Source organism: Bacteroides zhangwenhongii, from assembly GCF_009193325.2.
GTDB lineage: Bacteria > Bacteroidota > Bacteroidia > Bacteroidales > Bacteroidaceae > Bacteroides > Bacteroides zhangwenhongii.
Genome location: NZ_CP059856.1, coordinates 4,928,861 through 4,954,599 on the forward strand (window position 1 = coordinate 4,928,861; position 25,739 = coordinate 4,954,599).

Here is a 25,739-nt window from a genome sequence, read left to right on the forward strand (position 1 = left end):
TTAATCGTTAATTTTATCCTCTATGAGGTTCAACATCTTCATAGTGGCCTTGATGGCAGCTTCCGTCTGGTCTGCATCCAGTCCGCGCGTACGGAACACCTGTTCGTCATAACTCCATGTGATCACCGTCTGCACGAAAGCATCCGTACGTCCACCGGGAGGAATGGTCACCGCATAATTGGTCAACATCGGGAATTTACGCCCTAACGTTACCTTATATATCTTACGCAGTGCACGCACAAACGCATCATACTGGCCGTCGCCACTCGAACTCTCCTCATACTCTTTTCCGTTGATTTCTATTTTCAGCGTCGCCATCGGTTTCAGTCCGTGAGCCAGGTTTACAAAATAACTCTTCAACTTGACCTTCTCACCTACCGCTCCATGTTTCAACACATCAGACACTATGTACGGCAAATCTTCCTGTGTGACCAATTCTTTCTTATCACCCAACTCGATAATGCGTTCCGTCACCATCCGCATTGCATCCTCATCCAACTCCAACCCGAGATCTTCAAGATTCTTGCGAATGTTCGCCTTACCGCTTGTCTTCCCCAACGCATATTCACGTTTCCGTCCGAACCGTTCGGGAAGCAGGTCGTTGCAATAAAGATTATTCTTATTATCTCCGTCGGCGTGTACCCCTGCCACTTGTGTAAAGACGTTCTCTCCCACAATCGGTTTATTGGCAGGTATCACGATTCCCGAATAGGATTCAACCACCCGGCTGACATCATTCAGACGACTCTCGTCTATATTGGTCACAGCATTAAAATGATCTTTCAAGATTGCCTGCACACTTGCGAGAGGGGCATTTCCCGCACGCTCGCCCAGTCCGTTTATCGTTGTGTGCAACCCTTTAACGCCGCTCAACACAGCTGCCAGTACATTGCTTACCGCCAAATCATAGTCATTGTGCGCATGGAAATCGAAATGGGTCTGCGGATAACGTTTTTTCATCTTCCGCATATATTCTATCACCTGCAACGGATTCAGGATACCCAATGTATCAGGCAACATAAAACGCTTGATACCCGTATCTTTCAATCCATCCATCAGCTGGAATACGTATTCGGGAGAATCCTTTATGCCGTTACTCCAGTCTTCCAAATAGACATTGACGGTTATATCCTGCTCGTCAGCATAGCGCACCACATCGATGATCTCCGCCAAATGTTCCTCCGGAGTTTTATGTAATTGCTGCGTACAATGCTTCAACGAACCTTTGCACAGAAGATTGATAACGCGGCAACCGGTACGCTGTATCCAATCGACCGAAGTATGACCGTCAACAAATCCCAGCACCTCAACTTTATGAAGCAGATTACGACGGGCTGCCCAGTCACAAATCATCTTCACGGCTTCAAACTCGCCTTCCGATACTCGTGCCGAAGCAACCTCCACCCGGTCTACTTTCAAATCTTCCAATAGCAAACGGGCGATCATTAGCTTCTCATGAGGCACAAAAGACACTCCGCTGGTTTGTTCACCGTCACGGAGCGTTGTGTCCATGATTTCTATTTTCACGCCTTCTTTTCCCATTCTTCTATTTTATCTTTATTGCTCAACAAGAAGTCGATGTCGTCCAATCCATTCATCAAACAATGTTTCTTGTAAGCATTGATTTCGAAATGTTCACTTTTGCCCGTAGCCTTGTTGGTGATGGTCTGCTCAGGAAGGTTAACTTCCACTTCCATCTTCGGATCGGCTTCAATCGAATCGAACAACTCTTGCAAGAACGTTTCTGTGACAACCACCGGAAGTACAAAGTTGTTCAACTCATTATTCTTATGAATATCGGCAAAGAAGCTGGATACCACAACCCGGAAGCCATACCCGGCAATTGCCCAAGCTGCGTGTTCACGGCTCGAACCGGAACCGAAATTCTTTCCAGCCACCAATATCTGTCCACTATAAATAGGGTTGTTCAGTACAAAATCCTTATTCAGAGAACCGTCAGCATTATAACGCCAATCACGGAAAAGGTTATCACCGAAGAATTTTTCTTCACGAGTAGTCGCTTTCAGGAAACGTGCCGGAATAATCTGGTCGGTATCTACGTTTTCTAAAGGAAGAGGTACACAAGTACTTGTTATTATATTGAATTTTGTCTTAGCCATCTTTACATTTACTATTTAACGATTTACAATTTACTATTTACGGTTGAAACTACATCAGTCCTCTCGGATCGGTAATCACCCCTGTCACTGCCGCAGCAGCCGCTACCAGCGGACTGGCCAGCAATGTACGTGCACCCGGTCCCTGACGGCCTTCAAAATTACGGTTGCTGGTAGACACCGAATATTTTCCGGCAGGAATCTTATCGTCATTCATCGCCAGACAAGCGGAACATCCCGGTTGGCGAATAGCGAAACCTGCCTCAGTCAATATCTTGTCGATACCTTCCTTACGAATCTGCGCATCTACCATCCACGATCCCGGCACCAGCCAGGCAATTACATTATCCGCTTTCTTACGTCCCTTCACGATAGAGGCAAATGCACGAAAGTCTTCAATACGTCCGTTCGTACAGGCACCTAGAAATACATAATCTATTTTCTTTCCCAACAAAGACTCACCCGGTTTGAATCCCATATAATCCAGTGATTTCCTGAAAGATACTTGAGCAGCCTCTCCCATACCTTCGGTCGTGGGAATATGCTGAGTAATTCCCATACCCATTCCCGGATTCGTTCCGTAAGTGATCATCGGTTCGATATCGGCTGCATCAAAACGAACCTCTTTATCGAACACTGCATCATCATCACTCTTCAAAGTCTTCCAATACGCTACCGCTTTCTCCCATTCTTCTCCCTGCGGAGCATTCTCACGGCCTTTGATATATTCGAAAGTCACCTCGTCCGGAGCAACCATTCCTCCCCGCGCACCCATTTCGATAGAAAGGTTACAAAGAGTAAGGCGCCCTTCCATCGACAGATTGCGGATAGCCGAACCCGCATATTCCACAAAATAACCTGTAGCACCACTTGTTGTCATTTTAGACATCATATACAGAGCCACATCCTTTGCAGTCACTCCTTTACCGAGCTCACCATCCACAGTAATGCGCATTGTTTTCGGTCTCGACTGGAGAATACATTGCGAAGCCAGTACCATCTCCACCTCACTCGTTCCGATACCGAAAGCGATAGCTCCCATTGCACCGTGAGTAGACGTATGTGAGTCGCCACAAACAATCGTCATTCCCGGCAGGGTCAAAGCACGTTCCGGACCTACCACGTGGATAATGCCATTCTTCGGATGCATCATGCCATAATGCGTCAGACCGAAGTCCTTCGCATTCTTTGTCAGAGTATCCACCTGAGTTCTGGAAACAGTATCTTCAATCGGTTTATCCTGATCATGAGTCGGTGTGTTATGGTCGGGCATACAAAACACCTTTTCCGGACGCAACACTCCGATTCCACGTTCACGCAGCCCGGCAAAAGCCTGCGGACTCGTTACTTCATGACAATACAAACGATCTATATAAAGCTGGGTAGGACCGTCTTCCACAGTAGTCACTACGTGGGCATCCCATATTTTATCAAATAACGTATTCATCTGTTTATTTACTATTTTACTAATTACTATTTATATTTCAGTTAATCTCTTCTTTACGACTTGAACTTGTTGATACAGTCGATATAGGCCTCTACCGAAGCTGCGATAATATCTGTATTGGCTCCGAAACCGTAATACACCTGATGATCATATTCCACCTGCATGTGAACTTTACCTACATCATCACTTCCTTTACTAATAGCCTGAATAGTAAATTCTTTCAGTGTCATGTGCCGATCCACAATCTTCTTCAATGCTTTGATAGCTGCATCTACCGGACCGTTGCCACTGGCACAAGCCTCAAATTTCTCACCGGAAATATTCAGCCCCAAACTAGCTACAGAACGAACCCCAACACCACTCGTCACTTGCAAATAGTCCAATTTAATACGATGGTTCTGGCTACGGTCGGCACCTGCCAATACCAAGATATCATCATCATTGATATCTTTTTTCTTATCAGCCAATTTCAAGAATTCCTCATATACCTTATCCAGTTTCTCCTGCTCCAAGTTAACCCCCAAAATAGCAAGGCGATTCTTCAATGCAGCACGTCCGCTACGAGCAGTCAATACAATCGAATTATCATCGATACCCACATCATGCGGATCGATAATCTCATAAGTCTGAACATTCTTCAATACGCCATCCTGATGAATACCTGAAGAGTGCGCAAAAGCATTGCGGCCAACAATAGCCTTGTTCGGCTGTACAGGCATATTCATCAGACTGGAAACCATGCGGCTGGTCGGATAAATCTTCTGCGTGTTGATATTTGTCTGGATATCTATTTCATGATGGCTCTTGATGATCATTGCTATTTCTTCAAGTGCTGTATTTCCGGCACGTTCACCGATACCGTTGATAGTCACTTCCACCTGACGGGCGCCATTCAAAACACCAGCGATCGTATTGGCTGTTGCCATTCCCAAGTCGTTGTGGCAATGAGTTGAAAGAATGGCTCTGTCAATACCGTCTACATGGTCAATCAAATATTTGATTTTAGCACCATATTCCGATGGTAAACAGTAACCCGTCGTATCCGGTATATTTACCACAGTAGCACCTGCCTTGATTACGGCTTCTACCACACGTGCCAAATATTCATTATCCGTACGACCCGCATCTTCTGCATAAAATTCCACATCGTCCACAAAGCGACGTGCATATTTTACAGCTGCTACCGCACGTTCGATAATCTCATCACGATTCGAATTGAATTTATATTTAATATGTGAATCGGAAGTACCGATACCCGTATGAATACGTTTATGCTTTGCAAATCTCAGTGCATCCACAGCTACATCAATATCTTTTTGGACAGCACGGGTCAAAGCGCAAATCGTAGGCCAAGTCACTGCTTTAGAAATCTCAATTACCGAATTAAAATCACCCGGACTCGATATAGGGAATCCTGCCTCAATCACATCTACCCCCAATGCTTCCAATGCCTTTGCTACCTGAATCTTTTCCACTGTATTCAACTGGCAACCCGGAACCTGTTCGCCATCCCGCAGGGTGGTATCAAAAATAAATAACCTATTGTCCATATTCTTATTATATTATGTAATTATTTGCATTAAAAAAGCCTTTCACACATGGAAGTGAGAAAGGCTTTCGTATATCTTCATTATACACATTTACGCGCAGCACTCACTTCCACTAACCTTTGATAGTAGAATAATAATACCGCATAGTAGAATATGTATAAACATCTGATTCATTTTTCGTCTCTTTTATTGTTTGACGGTGCAAAGGTATAGATTATTTCGTTACCACCAAATAAAACGTTACTTTTTTATCAGATAAAATTTCATTTCATAAGTTTAAAGCGGATATTACCTAAAATATATCACTGATAGGTAGTAGAGAAAGCTACATTAGCCGGGTGATTTTCAGAAGTGGCGGAAAACAGAAAGCCCCTTGACTCATTGCTGAATCAAGGGGCTTCTTAAAAACGGCGGCTACCTACTCTCCCACTGTTACGCAGTACCATCGGCGTGACGAGGCTTAACTTCTCTGTTCGGAATGGGAAGAGGTGGAACCCTCGTGCTATAACCACCTGAATAAGGTTATGACATGATGAAAAGTAAAATCTCAGTGTATTACCCGTTTCCGGGGGTAATCCGCTAAACGTATATATCGCGATCCGTACAAGCTTGAGAAGAAAGTGGACGGGCAATTAGTAATGCTCGGCTATGATGTTACCACCTGTACACCTGCATCCTATCAACGTCATCGTCTTTGACGACCCTAAGAAATCTAATCTTGTGGCTGGCTTCGTACTTAGATGCTTTCAGCACTTATCCAATCCCGACTTAGATACCCAGCAATGCACCTGGCGGCACAACTGGTAAACCAGAGGTCAGTCCAACACGGTCCTCTCGTACTAGTGTCAGAGCCACGCAAATTTCATACGCCCACGATAGATAGAGACCGAACTGTCTCACGACGTTCTGAACCCAGCTCGCGTGCCACTTTAATGGGCGAACAGCCCAACCCTTGGGACCTTCTCCAGCCCCAGGATGTGACGAGCCGACATCGAGGTGCCAAACCCCTCCGTCGATATGAGCTCTTGGGAGGGATCAGCCTGTTATCCCCGGAGTACCTTTTATCCTTTGAGCGATGTCCCTTCCATGCGGAAACACCGGATCACTATGCTCTAGTTTCCTACCTGATCGACTTGTATGTCTCCCAGTCAAGCGCCCTTATGCCATTACACTCTGCGGACGGTTACCAATCGTCCTGAGGGCACCTTTAGAAGCCTCCGTTACTGTTTTGGAGGCGACCACCCCAGTCAAACTACCCACCAAACAGTGTCCTCCAATCCTGGAGTTAGAACTCAAATAATCAAAGGGCCGTATTTCAACAGCGACTCCACAAATACTGGCGTACCTGCTTCAAAGTCTCCGGCCTATCCTACACATCAATTACCCAAATTCAATGTTAAGCTATAGTAAAGGTTCACGGGGTCTTTTCGTCCCATCGCGGGTAATCGGCATCTTCACCGATACTACAATTTCACTGAGCTCACGGTTGAGACAGTGTCCAGATCATTACACCATTCGTGCAGGTCGGAACTTACCCGACAAGGAATTTCGCTACCTTAGGACCGTTATAGTTACGGCCGCCGTTTACTGGGGCTTCAATTCAATGCTTCTCTTGCGATGACATCTCCTCTTAACCTTCCAGCACCGGGCAGGTGTCAGGCTGTATACGTGATCTTTCAATTTGGCACAGCCCTGTGTTTTTGTTAAACAGTTGCCTGGACCTATTCTCTGCGCCCAACTCTCGTTGGGACCCTTTATCCCGAAGTTACAGGGTCAATTTGCCTAGTTCCTTAACCGTGAATCACTCAAGCGCCTTAGTATATTCAACCCGACTACGTGTGTCCGTTTGCGGTACGGGTACCTTAAGGATTAAGTTTAGCGGATTTTCTCGGGAGTATGCTTACACGCACTATTACCTTGTTCCGAAGAACGCGGTATACTATCAGGTTCGACTCTCTTTGTGGATTTGCCTGCAAAGATCAATATCTACACCCTTCAACGGACTATTCCGTCAGTCCGCGGCGCTGTCACTCCTCCGTCTCCACGTCACTCCTTAAGGTAGTACAGGAATATTAACCTGTTCTGCCATCGGCCTCACCGTTCGGCTGAGCCTTAGGACCCGACTAACCCTGATCCGATTAGCGTTGATCAGGAAACCTTAGTCTTTCGGCGAGGGGGTTTCCCACCCCCTTTATCGTTACTTATACCTACATTTGCTTTTCCACACGCTCCAGCAAGGCTCACGCCTCACCTTCGACGCGGAGTGGAATGCTCCCCTACCGATGTTTACACATCCCATAGCTTCGGTAAGATACTTAATGCCCGATTATTATCCACGCCAAACTCCTCGACTAGTGAGCTGTTACGCACTCTTTAAATGAATGGCTGCTTCCAAGCCAACATCCTAGCTGTCTTAGCAATCTGACTTCGTTAGTTCAACTTAGTATCTATTTGGGGACCTTAGCTGATGGTCCGGATTCTTCTCCTTTAGGACATGGACCTTAGCACCCATGCCCTCACTCCTGTGATAGGACTAATGCGCATTCGGAGTTTATCAAGACTTGATAGGCGGTGAAGCCCTCGCATCTTATCAGTCGCTCTACCTCACATTAGTAACTCACAAGGCTGCACCTAAATGCATTTCGGGGAGTACGAGCTATCTCCAAGTTTGATTAGCCTTTCACCCCCACCCTCAGTTCATCCGGAAGCTTTTCAACGCTTATCGGTTCGGTCCTCCAGTTAGTGTTACCTAACCTTCAACCTGACCAAGGGTAGATCACTTGGTTTCGCGTCTACTCCTTCCGACTAATCGCCCTGTTCAGACTCGCTTTCGCTTCGGCTACACATTTTGAAATGCTTAACCTTGCCGGAAAAAGTAACTCGTAGGTTCATTATGCAAAAGGCACGCCGTCACTGCTTGCGCAGCTCCGACCGCTTGTAGGCGCATGGTTTCAGGGACTATTTCACTCTTCTGTTCGAAGTGCTTTTCACCTTTCCTTCACAGTACTGGTTCGCTATCGGTCTCTCGGGAGTATTTAGCCTTACCGGATGGTCCCGGCAGATTCACGCAAGATTCCTCGTGTCCCGCGCTACTCAGGATACCACTACGCTTCGTTTCACTTCGTATACCGGACTATCACCGTCTATGGTCTCACTTTCCAGAGAGTTCTACTCATGAAATGTCTTGCGACATCGTGGTCCTACAACCCCATTGTTGCCGTAACAACAATGGTTTGGGCTGATCCCCGTTCGCTCGCCACTACTTGGGGAATCATTATTATTTTCTTTTCCTACAGGTACTAAGATGTTTCAGTTCCCTGTGTTAGCCTCCATCTAGGATGGATGACATTCCTTCAGAATGTCGGGTTGTCCCATTCGGAAATCTTCGGATCAAGGGTTATTTGCACCTACCCGAAGCTTATCGCAGCTTATCACGTCCTTCATCGCCTCCGAGAGCCAAGGCATCCGCCATGCGCCCTTGCTTACTTTCTTTCAAACTGACTTCCCGGCATATTGAACTATTGCTAGTCTATATACCGCGAACGTACGGTTCGATATATACTTTTAGCTCTTACTAAAATTTTACTTTTTGTATCATCATGTCAAAGATCGTTTCTCTTTTTCAGAGATCGTGGAGAATAACGGATTCGAACCGTTGACCCTCTGCGTGCAAGGCAGATGCTCTAGCCAGCTGAGCTAATCCCCCAAGAGGTTATCAAGAATTACTGTCGTTCTTGAGCTTGGTAGTCCCAGGCAGAGTTGAACTGCCGACCTCTACATTATCAGTGTAGCGCTCTAACCAACTGAGCTATAGGACTAGTTCAACCTTGTCTACCTGTATATGTTAGACTCGGCTTCTTTTTTCTCTTGTTTATCTCTATCTATAATGCTATAGATGGTTGATCTATATCTATAAATAAACAAGTACCAGTAGTACAAAAACAGAACCTTTAAAGTCATCATTTTTTTCAGTGAGAAAGCAAGTCCAGATAATGGGAGTAAACTCTCAACTCTCAACTCTCAACTCTCAACTTATTACGGCATCGCTCCAGAAAGGAGGTGTTCCAGCCGCACCTTCCGGTACGGCTACCTTGTTACGACTTAGCCCCAATTACCAGTTTTACCCTAGGACGCTCCTCGCGGTTACGTACTTCAGGTACCCCCGGCTTTCATGGCTTGACGGGCGGTGTGTACAAGGCCCGGGAACGTATTCACCGCGCCATGGCTGATGCGCGATTACTAGCGAATCCAGCTTCACGAAGTCGGGTTGCAGACTTCGATCCGAACTGAGAGAGGTTTTTGGGATTGGCATCACGTCGCCGTGTAGCTGCCTTCTGTACCCCCCATTGTAACACGTGTGTAGCCCCGGACGTAAGGGCCGTGCTGATTTGACGTCATCCCCACCTTCCTCACATCTTACGACGGCAGTCTCTCCAGAGTCCTCAGCATGACCTGTTAGTAACTGAAGATAAGGGTTGCGCTCGTTATGGCACTTAAGCCGACACCTCACGGCACGAGCTGACGACAACCATGCAGCACCTTCACATTTGTCTTACGACTAACCAATTTCTTGATCATTCAAATGCAATTTAAGCCCGGGTAAGGTTCCTCGCGTATCATCGAATTAAACCACATGTTCCTCCGCTTGTGCGGGCCCCCGTCAATTCCTTTGAGTTTCACCGTTGCCGGCGTACTCCCCAGGTGGAATACTTAACGCTTTCGCTTGGCCGCTTACTGTATATCGCAAACAGCGAGTATTCATCGTTTACTGTGTGGACTACCAGGGTATCTAATCCTGTTTGATACCCACACTTTCGAGCATCAGTGTCAGTTGCAGTCCAGTGAGCTGCCTTCGCAATCGGAGTTCTTCGTGATATCTAAGCATTTCACCGCTACACCACGAATTCCGCCCACCTCTACTGTACTCAAGACAGCCAGTATCAACTGCAATTTTACGGTTGAGCCGCAAACTTTCACAACTGACTTAACTGTCCACCTACGCTCCCTTTAAACCCAATAAATCCGGATAACGCTCGGATCCTCCGTATTACCGCGGCTGCTGGCACGGAGTTAGCCGATCCTTATTCATACGGTACATACAAAAATCCACACGTGGACAACTTTATTCCCGTATAAAAGAAGTTTACAACCCATAGGGCAGTCATCCTTCACGCTACTTGGCTGGTTCAGACTCCCGTCCATTGACCAATATTCCTCACTGCTGCCTCCCGTAGGAGTTTGGACCGTGTCTCAGTTCCAATGTGGGGGACCTTCCTCTCAGAACCCCTATCCATCGCGGTCTTGGTGGGCCGTTACCCCGCCAACAAACTAATGGAACGCATCCCCATCGATAACCGAAATTCTTTAATAGGATTATCATGCGATAATCATATGCCATCCGGTATTAATCTTTCTTTCGAAAGGCTATCCCGGAGTTATCGGCAGGTTGGATACGTGTTACTCACCCGTGCGCCGGTCGCCATCTTCAGTTTGCAAGCAAACTGAAATGCTGCCCCTCGACTTGCATGTGTTAAGCCTGTAGCTAGCGTTCATCCTGAGCCAGGATCAAACTCTTCATTGTAAAAGTATTGTTCATCTATCCCTAAGGATAGCGTTTTGCTCTGTTCAGGATGCCGTACAATTTATTGACTCTATTCCTATACCTATATTTATATAAGCATTGACGGTTCTATTTTAACTTGTACTACTTGTATTGTTTATCAATATTTCAAAGAACTTGCGCTTCGTTTTCAAAAGCGGGTGCAAAGGTAAGGGGTTTTATTTTAACCGCCAAACTTTTCGGGAGTTTTTTTTCGTTTTTCTTTTTCGGTTCGTTTCTCAGGCTCTCTTGGCGAAAGGGAAAGAAGGGACGAAAACGAAAAACGCTAAACCGCGTTTCTTTGCGAATCGGACTGCAAAGATAAGAACTTTATTTATTATAATCCAAACTTTTCCGGATCTTTTTTGTTCTTATAGTTAGGCGGTCCTACGCTTTGTCATCATGTCAATTCCGCAAGGCTATCCTCTCCTGGAAAGCGGGTGCAAAAGTACTCGCTTTTCGGATATACTCCAAATATATTCCACTGTTTTTTTGAAGTTTTTTTAAAGATATATGCTAACTAGCTGAATCATAACGATGTTGTAGAACATATTTTTTCAACAGCGGGAGAAAAGGACAATGGAAGCGAGGGAAAGGATACATTATTGTATTCATGCGTGCGTATGTGTGTGCGCGAAGGGAAAAAGAAGGAAGCGGGCAGGGCGGATACACACAGAAGTTTTTCGCACTTTCCTCTATCACCTATCACCTGTAATCATAAGCGTCCCTGTTCATCGGGGTTTAAGGCATGGTGATAGGTTATCCGCAACCTATCACCACACCTGTCACCTATCACCCGCCTATCACCGGGCGGCAGATGATGGGTAAAAAGCATAAACAATAGATATTCAGCACATTAACAACCTGAATACAGGATATGAATAACCAATTATATAGGATATTAATAACTCACATATAGGATATTAACAACCTATATACAGGGTGTTAATACTCAATACATAGGCTATTAACGGCTGAGAAGACAGGTAGTAATGACTGAAGAGCAAGTATCAAGAGCCGAAAGAGAGCGGTAGAACAGACAGTTTCAAGTAACAGAAAATGTTGTTTCACCACAGGAAACTAGAAGTTCAAGCAAATGAAACTAAAGGTTCAGGCAGATGAAACTAGAGTTTCAAGCGGGAGAAACAAAAGTTTCAAGCGGGTGAAACTAAAGTTTCATACGCAGGAAATAATTGGCGAAAAGCAGGATGGCAAGGACAGTGTGTAAGGATAAGTAAAGCAAAGCATAAGGATGAGCGAGGGAAAGGTGTAGGATACACCGCATCTGCAACCATCCTACACCACTATCCTACACCCTATTAATATACTAATATTCAATAACATAAGGTACGATTGGTGTAGGATGGCAGATGATTTGTCTATTCAAAGTTTCAGTGTGTTCCATGGATGTATTAGTCAAGTTAATGGCACAAATTAAGAGAATTATTCGGATAACAATGCTTCTTCAACGAGAAAAAGGGAAAGAGTATTTTTTCTGCAATTAATTTGCATTTTTCAATATATTATCCGAATATTGCAAAGATGAAAAGACACGCACATGAATCCAATTGATGAAAAAATCATAATCACAAAGCTAAAAGCGGGAGATAATGAAGCATACAAGTATTTGTATGACTTTCATTATGTAGCTCTCTGCAAATTTAGTTATTACATACTGAAAGATAAAACACAAGCTGAGAGTATAGTTAGCGATGTTATTTTTCATCTTTGGGAAATTAGAGATAATTTAGAGCTCATTCCTCCCCTTCGCAATTATCTAATAACGGCCGTACGTAATAAATGTCTTAATTATCTAGCACTCAAACAGCAAGAAGTAGAAATACGTTTTTCTTCCATAGAGCAAGGGGGCATTCAACTACAAAATATTATTCCGGATAATCAACAGCCTTTGGGTATTCTATTAAAACAAGAATTGGAAAATAAGATTCAAGAGGCGATAGACAAACTTCCTCCTGTATGTAAACAAGTATTCACTATGAGCCGTTTTCGGGAAATGAGCTACGAAGAAATTTCAAAAGAATTAGGCATTTCTATTAATACCGTTAAATACCACATAAAGAGTGCATTAGTCATATTAAAAAAGGAACTTGGAACTTTTTTATGCATTATTTTCGCTTTCTACCCTACCCTCTTATAAGAAAAAACTGTAGTATATATAAAGACAATCATTACTTATGAATGAACACTCACTACATACAGATACAATCAACGATTGGATTATCGGTTATCTGACAAACAGTCTGACACCGGAAGAGATGCAATCGTTGCAAAAATGGCTGAATGCTACGGAAGAAAACAGAAAGTATTTTTCCGATATGCAAGAAGTATGGATGGCTGCATCGGACGAAACGAATGACATGGACTTCGACAAAGAAAAAGCCTACCGACTATTCTTAAAACAAACAGAAGTTGCCGCACAGCAATGTATCAAGCAACGTAAAGTATTCCGGATACGCCCATGGATGTATGCCGCAGCAATGGTGATAGTCGTTTTCTTATGCGTAACAATTGCTTTCCAAACAGGTAAAAGCGTTATTCAAAATCAATTAACTCAGATCACCATTGAAGCGCCTTATGGTTCGAAAACCAAACTATATCTGCCGGACGGCACACTTGTTTGGCTGAATGCCGGCTCAAAAATGAGTTATGCACAGAATTTTGGCATCAATGAACGAACATTGAGCCTTACTGGAGAAGCTTATTTCGAGGTAATCAAAAATAAAAAAATCCCTTTTAAAGTGCACACCAACGAATTGGATGTCAAAGTATTAGGCACGAAATTTAATTTCAGGAACTATGAGGACGACCTCGAAGCAAAAGTGTGTTTGCTTGAAGGAAAAGTAGCCCTCAATACTAAGCAGAAAGAAACAATACTACATCCGGACCAGCAAGCGTTATTAGACAAAAAGACCGGAAAGTTATTGATTTCAAAGACAAAGGCCGCTTATAGTGCCGAATGGACAAACGATCGTCTTTATTTTGACGAAGCACTACTTCCTGATATTGCGAAAGAGCTTGAAAGAAGCTACAACATAAAAATAACAATTGCAGACGATGCCCTAAATTCGGTTCGATTCTATGGAAACTTCCGCAGAAGAGAACAGAATATACAGGAAATCATGGAAATACTATCGTCTACCGAGAAAATGACTTATACCATTAATGGGAAAAATATTGTGATCACACTTCCTAAATGAACCGATTGTGAAACCTTTTAAAATTAAAAAATATGAGAAGCAACTTTGAAAAGACATGATTTTACTCTCACTGATAGATATAAAAAAGGTCAGGTTCCTTTGCCCCCCTGACCCTTTTGACCTTCTATCTTAAAAGCCACTGTGACTTTGTTGATGAAAGCTTAGGCAAATATAAACAAATTCCTAAACTTTTCATCTTATTTATCAATTATTTATTCATTGACTTATGAAAACTAAGAAAAAAGTTTTTTTCATGGTCCTGCTCATGTTATGCCTTCATCTGAACTCTTTTGCCCAGCAAATCAACGTACAGTTGAAAAACGTAACAGTAAAACAAGCCATCGAAACAATACAGAAACAGAATGGATATTCGTTTACATTTGCAGCAAGTGACCTGAATACCCAAAAGATTATTACAGTAACAGCCAAAAACCTACCCATAGAAAAGGTAGTAGAACAGATTTTAATAGGACAAAATGTTAGTTATACAATTCAAGGTAAAGATATCATTATAAAGAAGAAAAGTAATCAAGCCACTCGACAAAAGAAAAAAAGTACAATCAGCGGAGTAATTACAGACAATTACGGAGAACCCATTATCGGTGCCAATATCAAAGAAAAGAACGGTACAAATGGGACTATCTCGGACATTGACGGAAAATTTCAACTCACCGTTGACGAAGGTAGTAACGTGCTAATATCTTACTTAGGGTATTTGTCACAGGAAGTGAGCACTAAAAATAAAGCGCACCTAGCTATTACAATGAAAGAAGACGCACAGGCATTGGATGAAGTCGTCGTAGTGGGATACGGAACAATGAAAAAAAGAGATTTGACCGGTGCCATTTCTTCTATCAAGATGGATGAAACTCCCGTACAAACCTTTACGACTGTGAGTCATGCGTTAGCCGGGAAAGCAGCAGGTTTACAAGTAGTGCAGACGAGTGCACAGGTAGGTGGTGGTAGTAGTTTCAACATACGTGGTGCTGCTTCTGTCGGTGCCGGAAATGATCCGCTTATCATCATCGACGGTTTTCCCGTTTCTTCCAGTTCTACACTTGGTTCGGGCAACCGTTATGATGCCGGTAAAACTGATAATATCCTTGAATCCATCAATCCGAATGATATTGAGTCAATAGAGGTTCTGAAAGATGCCAGTTCTACCGCTATCTACGGTGCAAGAGCCGGACACGGTGTGATTATCGTTACTACGAAGCGAGGAAAAGAAGGAAAAGCAAGTGTCAACTACTCCGCCAATGTCTCTGTGCAAAAAATGAAAAACTCATTCAAGATGTTGAACGGACAGGATTATATGTATCAAACCAACCGATATTATCACGAACTATGGCTGAAAGAAAAAGGAGAAGGTATTTACGAAGATTATATGATACCGAATGATGATGCCGCAGACTTTAAACCCAAATATTCAAATGATCAGATACTCAATGCACCGACAGTTCCCTGGTTTGATGAAATTACACGTACCGGATTGATGCACCAGCATAATGTTTCTATAAACGGAGGAACAGATAAGACAAAGTATATGGCTTCTATCAACTACCTCAAACACCAAGGTGTAGTGAAGAACAACGACATGGAACGCTTCACTGCAAAAATAAATCTGGACCAGCAGATTTCCAAGTATGTAAAGGCCGGACTGTCTTTCAATATCAGCCGTAATAACTACGATAATGTACCTTTGGGAAACGGCGAAAATGAAAATTCCGGTATCATTACTGCTGCCGTTGCTTTCAACCCGACTGTTCCCGTTAGAGATGAAGAAGGAAATTACTCGGCCAATCCGCAGATGCCTCAACTCCCGAACCCGGTTTCTCTCCTCGAAATTAATGATAAAACTGTGAAGGAACGATTGTTGGGCTCGGCTTATTTAGAAGTGGAACCTATCCAAGGACTGAAGTTGAAAGCTAATTTGGGTATCGACCGCAAATATCAGAAACGAAAAACTTATCTCCCCAAAACCACCCAATACGGTGCGGCAGTTAACGGTCAGGCATACTTGGGTCAAGAAGATAATAACGACTATTTAATGGACTTGACAGCCCATTACCAAAAGGTATTCGGGCAACATAGCTTCAATATCCTTTTCGGTTATTCCTATCAAAAGTTCAACACTGAAGGAATGAATGCGGGTAATCAGGATTTTATCAATGACTCATTTTTGTACAATAACCTGGGAGCAGGGAATTATAATCGTCCCCCGGTAGGCTCGTATGCTTCAGTCAGCAGTTTGAGTTCTTACTTTGGGCGTATCAATTATTCGTGGAAAGAGAAATATCTGCTCACTGCCACTCTTCGCGCCGATGGTGCCTCCAACTTTGCCAAAGGACATCAATGGGGATATTTTCCTTCCGTATCTGCAGGCTGGCGTTTCTCAGAAGAAAAATTCCTGAGCAGTTTATCTTCCACTATTCTTTCCAATGGGAAACTGCGTTTAAGCTGGGGACAAACCGGTAACTATAATGTAGGTAACGGAGCCCTCGACTATTATGGAGCAGATCCGTGGTACGGTAGTCAATTTGGTGATTCACAACACGTAGGAATCTATGTATCACAATTAGGTAACCCAAATCTGACTTGGGAGACGACAACCGAATTTAATATCGGTCTGGACTTGGGATTCTTCAATAACCGAATCAACCTGACTGCCGAATATTTCCAGCGTACCATCTCCGATTTGTTGGTGAGTGACAAAGCTATCCCTCACTACAATGAAGTGAAAAGTATCGCAGCCAATATCGGTTCGACTCAAAGTAATGGTGTGGAACTGACTCTGAATACACAAAATATACAGACTAAACAGTTTACATGGAGTACTGATTTAACATTCTCAACTTATAACGATCGCTGGAAAGAACGTGATCCAAACTGGAAACCTGCCGCCTATCAAAAAGAACAAGATCCTATTCGCGGAGTCTTTGCCTATGTCGCCGACGGTTTGCTGCAACCTGGTGAGGAAGCCCCCGCCCACCAACCGCAACTTCTTCCCGGACAAGTGAAACTCAAAAACATAAATGGAGACGATAAACTGGATGAGGAAGATATGGTTTTAATTGGGCGTAATGATCCTAAATTCATATTTGGCTTTAACAACAATTTTTCTTATAAGAATTTCGACCTTAATATATATATGTACGGACAGGTAGGAAAAATAGCAGGAGCAAACAGTTATTACGATGCTTGGGGATCTTACGGAAACCGTATCAAACTAGGGCAAAACGTGCCCATCTCTTTCAAGGATGCCTGGAGTTCAGACAATCAGACAAGTACACGTCCCAGCTTTATCGAGTCATCCTATGGTACCGGAGATCTGTTTCTCCAAAAAATTTCATTCTTGCGCATCAGAAATATCACATTAGGCTATACTGTCCCAATCAGTAAAAAGATCTGTAACCGCCTGCGAGTATATGCTGACGTCAACAATCCATGTGTATGGACCAACTGGAAAGGGCAGGATCCGGAAACGGACAGTAACACGAATGCTTATCCCAACGTCACAAGCTTTAGCATCGGAGTAGATATTTCATTCTAAATAAACCTAAAAGAATTGAACATGAAAAGAATTACAAAACTTATATATCTTGCTTTCGGAAGCTGTCTCATCGCAGGGCTGAATGCTTCCTGTGAACTCGTCTCCGAAAACTATGGTGAGATCAATACCAGTATCTTCCCGAAAACGGCAGAAGATGCTGACGCTATCACAACATCTGCTGCATACGCCACTTTTAAAAACAGCTTCTACGGTGGTATATTCAATGTGGCAACCGGCATACAGATAGTCAGCGATGAAGCCGGTGATTATGGAATGTGCAACTGGGGATGGGACCACATCAATTACGCCAATTGGAACACGCTCACTATATCCGGTGCCGGCAGTTGGCTGACCGTTGAAAGTTATGCTTATGTGAATGACATCAGTAAAATGACCCTGACTATCGACCGGCTCAACAATATTGAAATGGATGAGACCCTCAAGCAACAATATATTGCTGAACTTCGTCTGGGTAGAGGTTGGCTGGCCTATCTTCTCTACGATTTCTACGGACCGATTACCATTGCCGACCTACAAACTCTCAAGGATCCTATGGCGGAAAAAATCCTACCCCGGCTCAGCGAAGAGGAAATGCAGACATACATTGAAACCGAACTTACGGAAGCAAGTAAAATATTGCCTGCCAATTACAAAAAGGGGGATAAGAACTATGGACGTTTTACAGCCGGACTGGCACATACCGTTTTATTAAAACTTTATATGCTTACCAAACAGTGGGATAAGGCAGAAGCAGAAGGACGAGAATTGATGAAACCAGAATACGGTTTCGAACTTGTGCCCGAATACAAAGATATATTCACACTGGCAAATGAAAAGAATCCGGAAATTATCTGGGCCTGCCAATGTGCCAAAGGATATCAAGAACACAAATGGCAACCTCATGTATTACCTAACGATTATAACTTTACTCCCTATTTGGACAAAATGACCAAATGGAACGGGTATAAGATCTCGTGGAGTTTTATGCATACCTTTGATCCTGAAGACAAACGCTTGCTGACAATTGCATCTGAATACACCAGTAAAGATGGAGTTGTACATAATGAAAAGAATGACAGTCAGGATCCCTCAGCACAATTATATCTCGGAGCAGTTCCACTGAAATATGAATTTGATCCGGATTGCACGGGAGAAGATTCACAGATAGACTGGATTATCTATCGGTATGCCGATGTACTTACTTTGACAGCAGAAGCTATCGTACGCAACAAGAATGCGGTTACGAAGGAAGCTGTTGATTTACTTAATGAGGTACGTACCCGCTCACTTCCCGGCAAAGGGTATAGTTTGCAAGATTTGAACAGTGTTGATAAATTCTTGAAAGCTGTACTGGACGAAAGAGGTTGGGAATTATACTTCGAAGGAAACCGCCGCCAGGATCTAATCCGCTATGGAATATTTGTGGAAACGATTAAAAAGAAGGCTCAATCAATGGGTAAACAAACACTTGTGGATGAGAACCGTCACCGTTTTCCGATTCCACAGAGTATTATTGATGAAGGTAAGGGAGTAATCGAGCAAAATCCCGGTTATTAATAATTGAAAAGAAAAAACATGAAAAAGTTAATTTATAGCATCATCGGACTAGTAATGTTCGCCAGTTGCGAAGAAGATTATAAAACCGACATCACAATTCCAATGTCGGGCATATATCTAAATTCTCCCGCTGAAGGAGTAATTATGGATTTAAATGATGAAAGTAAAGATTCATATGAGTTTACATGGGATAAGGCTCCGGAACACGGTTCAGTACTGATATTCAGTACTACAAAAGACCTTGTGAAACAAGTTACTATTGAAGCAGGGACAGGGACAAGCTGTAGCATTTCAGCATTAACTATCAACCAATTACTATCTAAGTTGGATATTAAATCCGGGAATGAGAGACTCATATACTGGACTGTGAAAGATAAAAATAATCAGACTGCCGCCGCGTCAGAAGTCCGTACATTACAAGCCAGACGAATGAAAAGTGTCTTGCTCACTCCTGAAGACATGGCGACAGCCACTTTATTGGCAGATGCCACACAAACCAAAATAAAATTTGAATGGGATGCCTCAGTAATCGGTAAAGATACAGAATGTACAGTACTCCTTTCTCTGAATCCGGAAATGGACAACTTTGTAGAACTACCGACAAAAGGTACAGGAAGTGTTTCGATTACCCATGAAGAAATGGAACAAACAATCGAAAAACTATCTATCAAACGTTACCGGACCAATACGATCTATTGGAATGTCCGTGACAATACAAACCAGTCACTCGTTTCTCGTGTTGCCAATACATTGTACACAAACGATATGATGCGCCTTGTAGACACACGCGGAAATGAAACGATAACTTATCCTGTAGTCCGCGTGACATTCTCCGACGGAAGTTCACAAGTGTGGACAGCCAAAAACCTGAATACTACCAAATATCCGGACGGAACGGATATCGAATCCGAATACTACAGATATGCTCCCGAATCCCTTGGAGAAGACTGGATCAAAGCAATCGGTACATATTACAGTTTCGTGATTCGTGACCGGATTATCCCGAAAGGCTGGAGAATACCGACAGAAGCCGAATGGAATTATTTATTCTCCGAAGCCGGAAAAAATGGCGGATATAATGTTCTCAAAGATCCTGTATATTATTATAAGGATCCTACCGGTCAGGAACATTTGAACGAATGGGGACTGAGCTTTACTTCAGCAGGTACATGGAATTTGGATAGGGATGCAATCGAACTGGCTCAAGAGAAGTTCTACTTTATGGCCTCTGACCTAGGGGATCCTGCCACGTGGAATGATCCCTGGAGGGCTCTCATCCACGATAACAGCGAAACATTATGGGTATCTTGGGCTAAAGGAACCGTCATGCGCTATATCTATATAGAATAATCAATAAAACATGAATCATTATGAAAAGATATTACTTTCAAATTATATTAGTGTACTGCCTGACACTATTTGCCGGATGTTCAGACGCTGACTCTGAAGCGGGTCAGAATGGCATACCCAAAGGTTCAAGAGCGATTGACCTGCAACAAGACAGAAGCGGCCTTTTACGTAACCCTTGCATGGGCTGGGGACTTTATGACGATGCCGCCGGTAATGTAGCCAACGCAGAAGAATACTGGGCCGCACAAGACGAAGCTGCCCGTAACTATGCATCTTTCTTCTATATACGCTGGCGTTGGTCGGAAATGGAACCGGAGGAAGGAAAATACGCCTGGATATATGACGAGAATTATAAAAAGCTGATTCAAGGTGCACTCGACCGGGGATTGAAGTTATGTTTTCGTATCTATGATAACGGGCAAGATAACATTCGTCAGGGTACTCCCGAATATGTCCGTACCGCAGGCGCCCAAGGATATGAAGTCAACGGACAAAACGGAGTCAAACTATGGACTCCTTATGCCGACGATCCTATCTTTCAGCAGAAATATGAAAAGTTTATCGCCGCATTTGCCAAAGAATATGATAATCCGGATATCGTAGACTTTATTGACGGATACTCTTTGGGCTGGTGGGGCGAAGGTTCACATATCGAATACCTGAATTCAGATAAAAAGAAAGAAACATTCGACTGGTTTACGACGATGTATTATAAAAACTTCAAGCACATCATTCTAGTAGTACCATATAATAGTGAGATCGGATTCGGTACGGAAAAGGAAATCGCTGTTGACCAGAAAGGATATGGATTACGCAGAGACGGTTTAGGAAGTATGTGGTTCACTGAAAACGATGAGAAAGTGGCAAATGAAATGTATGGTAAAGTGTTAATGGTTGGCGAATGTGCCTACTGGGGAGGATATACAGCTGCTTATGAGCCTTTCAAAGATGATACAAAATACTCCTTTAAATCATGGAAGGATGTATATAATCAAAGTTTTGACCATGCCCAAACTTATCATTTTAACACTCTTGATCTAAGGACGATTACCGAAACTAAAGGATGGACGGGGCTAGCTCCCGAACTTGTTCGCAAATTCGTTCTGAATGGTGGATACAGAGTATATCCGACTTATGTAATTATGCCTTATGAAGCCTCATCAGGACAGACTGTTTCCATTTCTCATTCATGGCGGAACACCGGATACGGATATTTACCCAATAATATGAGGAATTGGAACTATAAATATAAACCGGCTTTCGCTCTGTTTGATGAAAACGGTAATCTGGTAAAATCATGGATTGATGAAGATGCCGAACCATCCCAATGGCTATCCAATCAACGTAAGAACTATACATACGAAGTGTCTTTAGAAGGAATTTCCAAAGGTAACTATCAATGGGCGGTAGCTATTATCGATAAGACTAAAGATAACAAACCCGGCATCAATATCAGCGTCAAAGATAAAGAGAAGAAGGACGGATGGACGTTTATCAGTAATATGACTGTCAACTAAATTAATTAGTCATGAGATACATATATCTATTTATATCTGTCTTCTTATCTGCTTTCTTATCCGGATGTTCACAGCAATATCAGAAAGTAGAAATCCAGGAAGACAGCGTGTCATTACTCCGCAATCCGTGTATGGGTTGGGGAGTATATGATGATGCCAATGATGAAGTGCAAAATGCGGATATTTACTGGGCTGCCCAAGACAGGGCAGCCCGTCAATATGCGTCGTTCCTATATGTAAGATGGAGATGGTCGGATATGGAACCGGAAGAGGGTAAGTATGCCTGGATATACGATGAAAATTACAAAAAGCTAATACAAGGTGCTTTGGATCGCGGATTGAAGTTATGTTTCCGTATCTATAATAACGGGCAAGATAATTTGCGTGCCGGGACTCCGGAATACGTACGACATGCCGGTGCTAAAGGTTATACAGTGAAAGGATTGAAAGGGGATCTTTGGACCCCTTATCCGGATGACTCTGTTTTTCAGGAAAAGTTGGAAAAATTTATCGAAGCCTTTGCCAAGGAATATGATAATCCGGATATAGTAGACTTTATAGATGGATACAGTCTAGGCTGGTGGGGAGAATGCCATCATGTAGTTCTTCAAGATCAAGAGAAGTTCGAACAAGTATTCGACTGGTTTACAACTTTATATTCAACCCGCTTTAGACGCGTTATTCTCGCTCTCCCCTTTGGAAGTCAGATCGGTTTTAATATCGAAAAGAGGATTGCTATTGACGGCAAAGGTTATGGCATGAGAAGAGATGGGTTGGGCAGTATGTGGTTCAGTGATGAGGAAAAAAGAATAGTAACGGATATGTATGGAAAAACACTTCTTATCGGAGAATCCTGCTATTGGGGATGTTCTTCTGACGATTGCACTCCATTCCGCTCGGATACACGTTATCAAATGAATTCATGGAGAGATGTCTATGAACAAACCTTTCAGCATGCCATTGAAGGTCATTTCAACACACTGGATTTGAGAGAACTTCCGGAAACGAAAGGATGGACAGAGAAAGCTAATGACTTAGTCCAGAAGTTCATCGTTCGAGGTGGCTACCGAATCCATCCTTGTAGCGTATCATTACCTGTTCAGGCTAAAACGAATTCGAGAGTCAATATCACACATGAGTGGAAAAACTCAGGGAACGGTTATCTACCTAATAATATGCCTAATTGGAATTATAAATATAAGCCTTATAATGTATTTATAACCATAGAACAACCAAAACTAATCAGAAATATCCGAGTGTAAATCTTTAATTACCAGCATATTCTAAAATTTAACACTTTTCGGTTGCCATTTGTCGCTTCCCAAATTTCCACATATTTTTGAGACGTATTTCTGACGTGGAGAATTTGCGGGGCTTGTTTTTTGTCACACCGTGCAGACAGTTGACAAGGGTTTACAACCGTTTACGACAAGCGACAATAACCGCCCCGATATGCGGAAACAGTCACACTGTGTAGAAAAGCGACAATGGTTGACTTCCGTTCACATCCGTTTACCATTTCAGAGATATAGGATTGAAGAAATGAACCATTAAACGATAAAACGGTATGAAAGCAACCAGAAAATGCAGTTTTTGCGGCAAGTCCTTTGTAACCCGAAGCGGTATGCAAAGATATTGCAGTGAGGCTTGTCAGGCAGAAGCCAAACGAGCCAGAGTGATGCAGAAGAACAACCTCTTCAAAGTCGCCCAACCCTTGATGGAGATACAGCATCAGGAGTATCTCACCTTTTCCAAAGCAGCCATCCTCATGGGCTGTTCCCGACAGTACATTTACAAACTTGTAGCCATCGGCAAGCTGAAAGCCTCACGCATCAGCAACCGCATGGCATTCATCCGCAGAGCCGACATCGAGCAGATGTTGGAGGGCAATCCCTATCACCGCATCCTGCCCGGCAACACCTCCACACCAAGGAAATCATCTTCATCTTCCTTACCTGCCAAAAGAGAAAAAAGGGAAAAGGAAAGCGAAGAAGTGTTGGACTTCTATTCGGGCGAGGAGGTGATGTCCCTTTTTAAGGTAAAGCAGTCATGGCTTTACACTTCCGCCAAGCGTAACCATATCCCCATCTGCCGTATCGCAGGAAAGAACTATTACAGCAAGAAGCATATTGACGAGTTTTTCGGTGTGGCAGTTGATATTAGCGAAATTACCGACTGGCTACTGACCGAGGAGGTGGAGGAACTGTTCGGCATGAAGCCGACCGCACTCCGTGCCTACACCTATCGCCATAAGATACCCACTAAAAGAGAGTACGGGCGTACCTATTACTCCAAATCACATTTGAACGAACTCCGCAGAACTGACCTTGTGAACGATGAACGCTACTATACCGTTGAGCAGGTGCAGCAAATCTATGGTCTTTCGTCAGCCAACATCTGCCATATCGTCAAGGTGAAGCACATCGAAAAGATAAAGGTGGGTGTGAAAAACCTGCTTTTGCGCTCAGATGTGGAGCGTGTCATGGCTGAAAGGAACAAATAACCGTGAAAAATCGGGATTATCGAAAATTATTTCAAAATGATGTATCGTGGAGGTATTCACGGATATTTCACGTTGTTCCTTTGCCATCGGAAACATGGATACAACTCCAAAATGTATACAACCAATTAAAACATAATTATTATGAGTAAATGCAAAACAGTTACCTTGCGTAAGCGCAAGATTAAGAACGGGACACAGTATTCACTATGCCTTGACTACTATCCCGGCTACCGTGACAATGTCACCATGAGAGTGATTACACGTGAAGCCTTAGGAATTTACATCTTCGCCAAACCTGCAAACCAGCAGGAACGGGACTTCAACGCACGCATGATGAAGAAAGCGGTCATCCTGCGCAACCAGCGCTACGAAGCCATTTTCAATGAAAACAACGGCTTTTTTGACAAGACCAAGATGAAGGGCGATTTCCTTGCCTATTTCAAAGGACTGGCTGACCGCAAGAATATCAAGTGGCAGCACGTATACAAGCATTTCCAGCGGTTCGTGAACGGCAAATGCACCTTTGAGGAGGTGGATGTGGATTTGTGCCGCAAGTTCATGGAATACCTGCTTGATGCACCCCAATCCATCCACACCAACCAAAAGCTGCACATCAACTCCGCAGCAGGCTATTGGTCAACTTTCCGTGCCGTGCTGCACACCGCTTACCGTGACAGGAAGATAAAGGAGAACCCAAACGGCTTCTTAGACCGCATCGAGTGCATTCCCACCATCAGGGAGCATTTGAGCCAAGAGGAACTGATACGGCTTGCCGAAACACCCTGTGAGGAGGAGGTCTTGAAAAAAGCTTTTCTTTTCGCCTGTCTTACGGGACTGAGAAAGAGCGACATCAGACAGCTCACGTGGCAGCAGATACAACCATACACCAACGGCAGGATGTTCGTTACCACCCGTATGCAGAAAACCAAAGAAATAGTGCATAACCCCATCAGTGATGAAGCCTATGGACTGCTGGGAGAACGGGGCGAGGGACTTATCTTTGAGGATTTCAAGGACAAGATGCTGCAAGGACCACTCCAACGGTGGCTCACGGCAGCAGGGATAACCAAGAAAATCACCTTTCACTGTACCCGCCACAGCTTCGGAAGCCTGCACGTGGAAATGGGAACGGACATGGCTGTCATCCAAGCCTATCTCGGACATAAGAACATTACCACCACACAAATCTATTCCAAGATAGCAGCGCAGCAGATGTGTCAGGTGGTGGACAAGATAACCTTGAAGCGCAAGGAGGCATAAATGTCTCACATTGACAGGTATTCAGAGGGGCGGTTATGGCTACAAGGCTATAATCGCCCCTCTATGTTTTT

Annotated in this window: 14 protein-coding genes, 2 tRNA genes and 3 rRNA genes; 10 read left to right on the forward strand and 9 right to left on the reverse strand. The window is 43.5% G+C overall.

Features of this window, described 5'->3' with window-relative positions; all coding sequences use genetic code 11:
- The 9 genes from GD630_RS19495 to GD630_RS19535 form a co-directional block, all read right to left on the reverse strand.
- Nucleotides 1-1,542 (reverse strand): alpha-isopropylmalate synthase regulatory domain-containing protein, encoded by a 1,542-nt coding sequence (locus GD630_RS19495; RefSeq protein ID WP_182505672.1) that lies wholly within the window; start codon nt 1,540-1,542, stop codon nt 1-3.
- A complete protein-coding gene (gene leuD / locus GD630_RS19500; protein WP_143868070.1) occupies nt 1,524-2,120 on the reverse strand; it encodes a 3-isopropylmalate dehydratase small subunit in 597 nt (198 codons plus the stop codon). Before leuD ends, GD630_RS19495 begins: the two co-directional genes overlap by 19 nt.
- Nucleotides 2,121-2,169: 49 nt before the next feature.
- Complete coding sequence (leuC, locus tag GD630_RS19505) at nt 2,170-3,564, reverse strand: 3-isopropylmalate dehydratase large subunit (RefSeq protein ID WP_143868072.1); 1,395 nt, start codon at nt 3,562-3,564, stop codon at nt 2,170-2,172.
- 53 nt (nt 3,565-3,617) lie between these two features.
- Nucleotides 3,618-5,114 (reverse strand): 2-isopropylmalate synthase, encoded by a 1,497-nt coding sequence (locus tag GD630_RS19510; RefSeq protein ID WP_007758452.1) that lies wholly within the window; start codon nt 5,112-5,114, stop codon nt 3,618-3,620.
- A gap of 405 nt (nt 5,115-5,519) precedes the next feature.
- Nucleotides 5,520-5,630 (reverse strand): 5S ribosomal RNA (gene rrf / locus GD630_RS19515).
- Between the two features lie 96 nt (nt 5,631-5,726).
- A 23S ribosomal RNA gene (locus GD630_RS19520) occupies nt 5,727-8,606 on the reverse strand.
- Between the two features lie 140 nt (nt 8,607-8,746).
- Nucleotides 8,747-8,820 (reverse strand) — tRNA-Ala (locus GD630_RS19525).
- 35 nt (nt 8,821-8,855) lie between these two features.
- Nucleotides 8,856-8,932 (reverse strand) — tRNA-Ile (locus tag GD630_RS19530).
- 234 nt (nt 8,933-9,166) lie between these two features.
- Nucleotides 9,167-10,695: ribosomal RNA gene (locus tag GD630_RS19535) — 16S ribosomal RNA — on the reverse strand.
- The 16S, 23S and 5S rRNA genes sit together here with 2 tRNA genes alongside, the layout of an rRNA operon.
- 1,114 nt (nt 10,696-11,809) lie before the next feature.
- On the opposite strand from GD630_RS19535, the gene GD630_RS21465 reads away from it, so the two are divergent.
- From GD630_RS21465 to GD630_RS19580, 10 genes are all read left to right on the forward strand, one after another.
- Complete coding sequence (locus GD630_RS21465) at nt 11,810-11,941, forward strand: hypothetical protein (RefSeq protein ID WP_262890826.1); 132 nt, start codon at nt 11,810-11,812, stop codon at nt 11,939-11,941.
- Between the two features lie 330 nt (nt 11,942-12,271).
- Nucleotides 12,272-12,871 (forward strand): RNA polymerase sigma-70 factor, encoded by a 600-nt coding sequence (locus GD630_RS19540; protein WP_143868698.1) that lies wholly within the window; start codon nt 12,272-12,274, stop codon nt 12,869-12,871.
- Nucleotides 12,872-12,908: 37 nt separating this feature from the next.
- Entirely contained in the window at nt 12,909-13,931 is a 1,023-nt protein-coding gene (locus tag GD630_RS19545; RefSeq protein ID WP_143868700.1) for a FecR family protein, read from the forward strand.
- Nucleotides 13,932-14,157: 226 nt separating this feature from the next.
- Nucleotides 14,158-17,481 (forward strand): TonB-dependent receptor, encoded by a 3,324-nt coding sequence (locus GD630_RS19550; protein WP_143868702.1) that lies wholly within the window; start codon nt 14,158-14,160, stop codon nt 17,479-17,481.
- Between the two features lie 21 nt (nt 17,482-17,502).
- Nucleotides 17,503-19,038: a RagB/SusD family nutrient uptake outer membrane protein gene (locus GD630_RS19555; RefSeq protein ID WP_143868704.1), complete on the forward strand. Its 1,536-nt coding sequence runs from the start codon at nt 17,503-17,505 to the stop codon at nt 19,036-19,038.
- An 18-nt stretch (nt 19,039-19,056) separates the two neighbouring features.
- The gene (locus GD630_RS19560; protein ID WP_143868706.1) at nt 19,057-20,388 is read left to right on the forward strand and encodes a SusE domain-containing protein; all 1,332 of its coding nucleotides are present in this window, start codon (nt 19,057-19,059) and stop codon (nt 20,386-20,388) included.
- A gap of 20 nt (nt 20,389-20,408) precedes the next feature.
- Nucleotides 20,409-21,905 carry a DUF4832 domain-containing protein gene (locus GD630_RS19565; RefSeq protein WP_143868708.1) on the forward strand — a complete coding sequence of 499 codons (1,497 nt, stop codon included), beginning with the start codon at nt 20,409-20,411 and terminating at the stop codon, nt 21,903-21,905.
- A gap of 11 nt (nt 21,906-21,916) precedes the next feature.
- Nucleotides 21,917-23,167 carry a hypothetical protein gene (locus tag GD630_RS19570; RefSeq protein ID WP_238482944.1) on the forward strand — a complete coding sequence of 417 codons (1,251 nt, stop codon included), beginning with the start codon at nt 21,917-21,919 and terminating at the stop codon, nt 23,165-23,167.
- Nucleotides 23,168-23,472: 305 nt separating this feature from the next.
- Entirely contained in the window at nt 23,473-24,408 is a 936-nt protein-coding gene (tnpA, locus tag GD630_RS19575; protein WP_004292844.1) for a transposon Tn4555 protein TnpA, read from the forward strand.
- Between the two features lie 141 nt (nt 24,409-24,549).
- The gene (locus tag GD630_RS19580; protein ID WP_004338318.1) at nt 24,550-25,668 is read left to right on the forward strand and encodes a tyrosine-type recombinase/integrase; all 1,119 of its coding nucleotides are present in this window, start codon (nt 24,550-24,552) and stop codon (nt 25,666-25,668) included.
- Nucleotides 25,669-25,739 lie beyond the last annotated feature (71 nt).

What these genes read in the sequence shown, in the direction of transcription:
- GD630_RS19495 (WP_182505672.1), bottom strand. Translation starts at nt 1,542, where the DNA reads ATGGGAAAAGAAGGCGTGAAAATAGAAATCATGGACACAACGCTCCGT.
- leuD (WP_143868070.1), bottom strand. Translation starts at nt 2,120, where the DNA reads ATGGCTAAGACAAAATTCAATATAATAACAAGTACTTGTGTACCTCTT.
- leuC (WP_143868072.1), bottom strand. Translation starts at nt 3,564, where the DNA reads ATGAATACGTTATTTGATAAAATATGGGATGCCCACGTAGTGACTACT.
- GD630_RS19510 (WP_007758452.1), bottom strand. Translation starts at nt 5,114, where the DNA reads ATGGACAATAGGTTATTTATTTTTGATACCACCCTGCGGGATGGCGAA.
- GD630_RS21465 (WP_262890826.1), top strand. Translation starts at nt 11,810, where the DNA reads ATGAAACTAAAGGTTCAGGCAGATGAAACTAGAGTTTCAAGCGGGAGA.
- GD630_RS19540 (WP_143868698.1), top strand. Translation starts at nt 12,272, where the DNA reads ATGAATCCAATTGATGAAAAAATCATAATCACAAAGCTAAAAGCGGGA.
- GD630_RS19545 (WP_143868700.1), top strand. Translation starts at nt 12,909, where the DNA reads ATGAATGAACACTCACTACATACAGATACAATCAACGATTGGATTATC.
- GD630_RS19550 (WP_143868702.1), top strand. Translation starts at nt 14,158, where the DNA reads ATGAAAACTAAGAAAAAAGTTTTTTTCATGGTCCTGCTCATGTTATGC.
- GD630_RS19555 (WP_143868704.1), top strand. Translation starts at nt 17,503, where the DNA reads ATGAAAAGAATTACAAAACTTATATATCTTGCTTTCGGAAGCTGTCTC.
- GD630_RS19560 (WP_143868706.1), top strand. Translation starts at nt 19,057, where the DNA reads ATGAAAAAGTTAATTTATAGCATCATCGGACTAGTAATGTTCGCCAGT.
- GD630_RS19565 (WP_143868708.1), top strand. Translation starts at nt 20,409, where the DNA reads ATGAAAAGATATTACTTTCAAATTATATTAGTGTACTGCCTGACACTA.
- GD630_RS19570 (WP_238482944.1), top strand. Translation starts at nt 21,917, where the DNA reads ATGAGATACATATATCTATTTATATCTGTCTTCTTATCTGCTTTCTTA.
- tnpA (WP_004292844.1), top strand. Translation starts at nt 23,473, where the DNA reads ATGAAAGCAACCAGAAAATGCAGTTTTTGCGGCAAGTCCTTTGTAACC.
- GD630_RS19580 (WP_004338318.1), top strand. Translation starts at nt 24,550, where the DNA reads ATGAGTAAATGCAAAACAGTTACCTTGCGTAAGCGCAAGATTAAGAAC.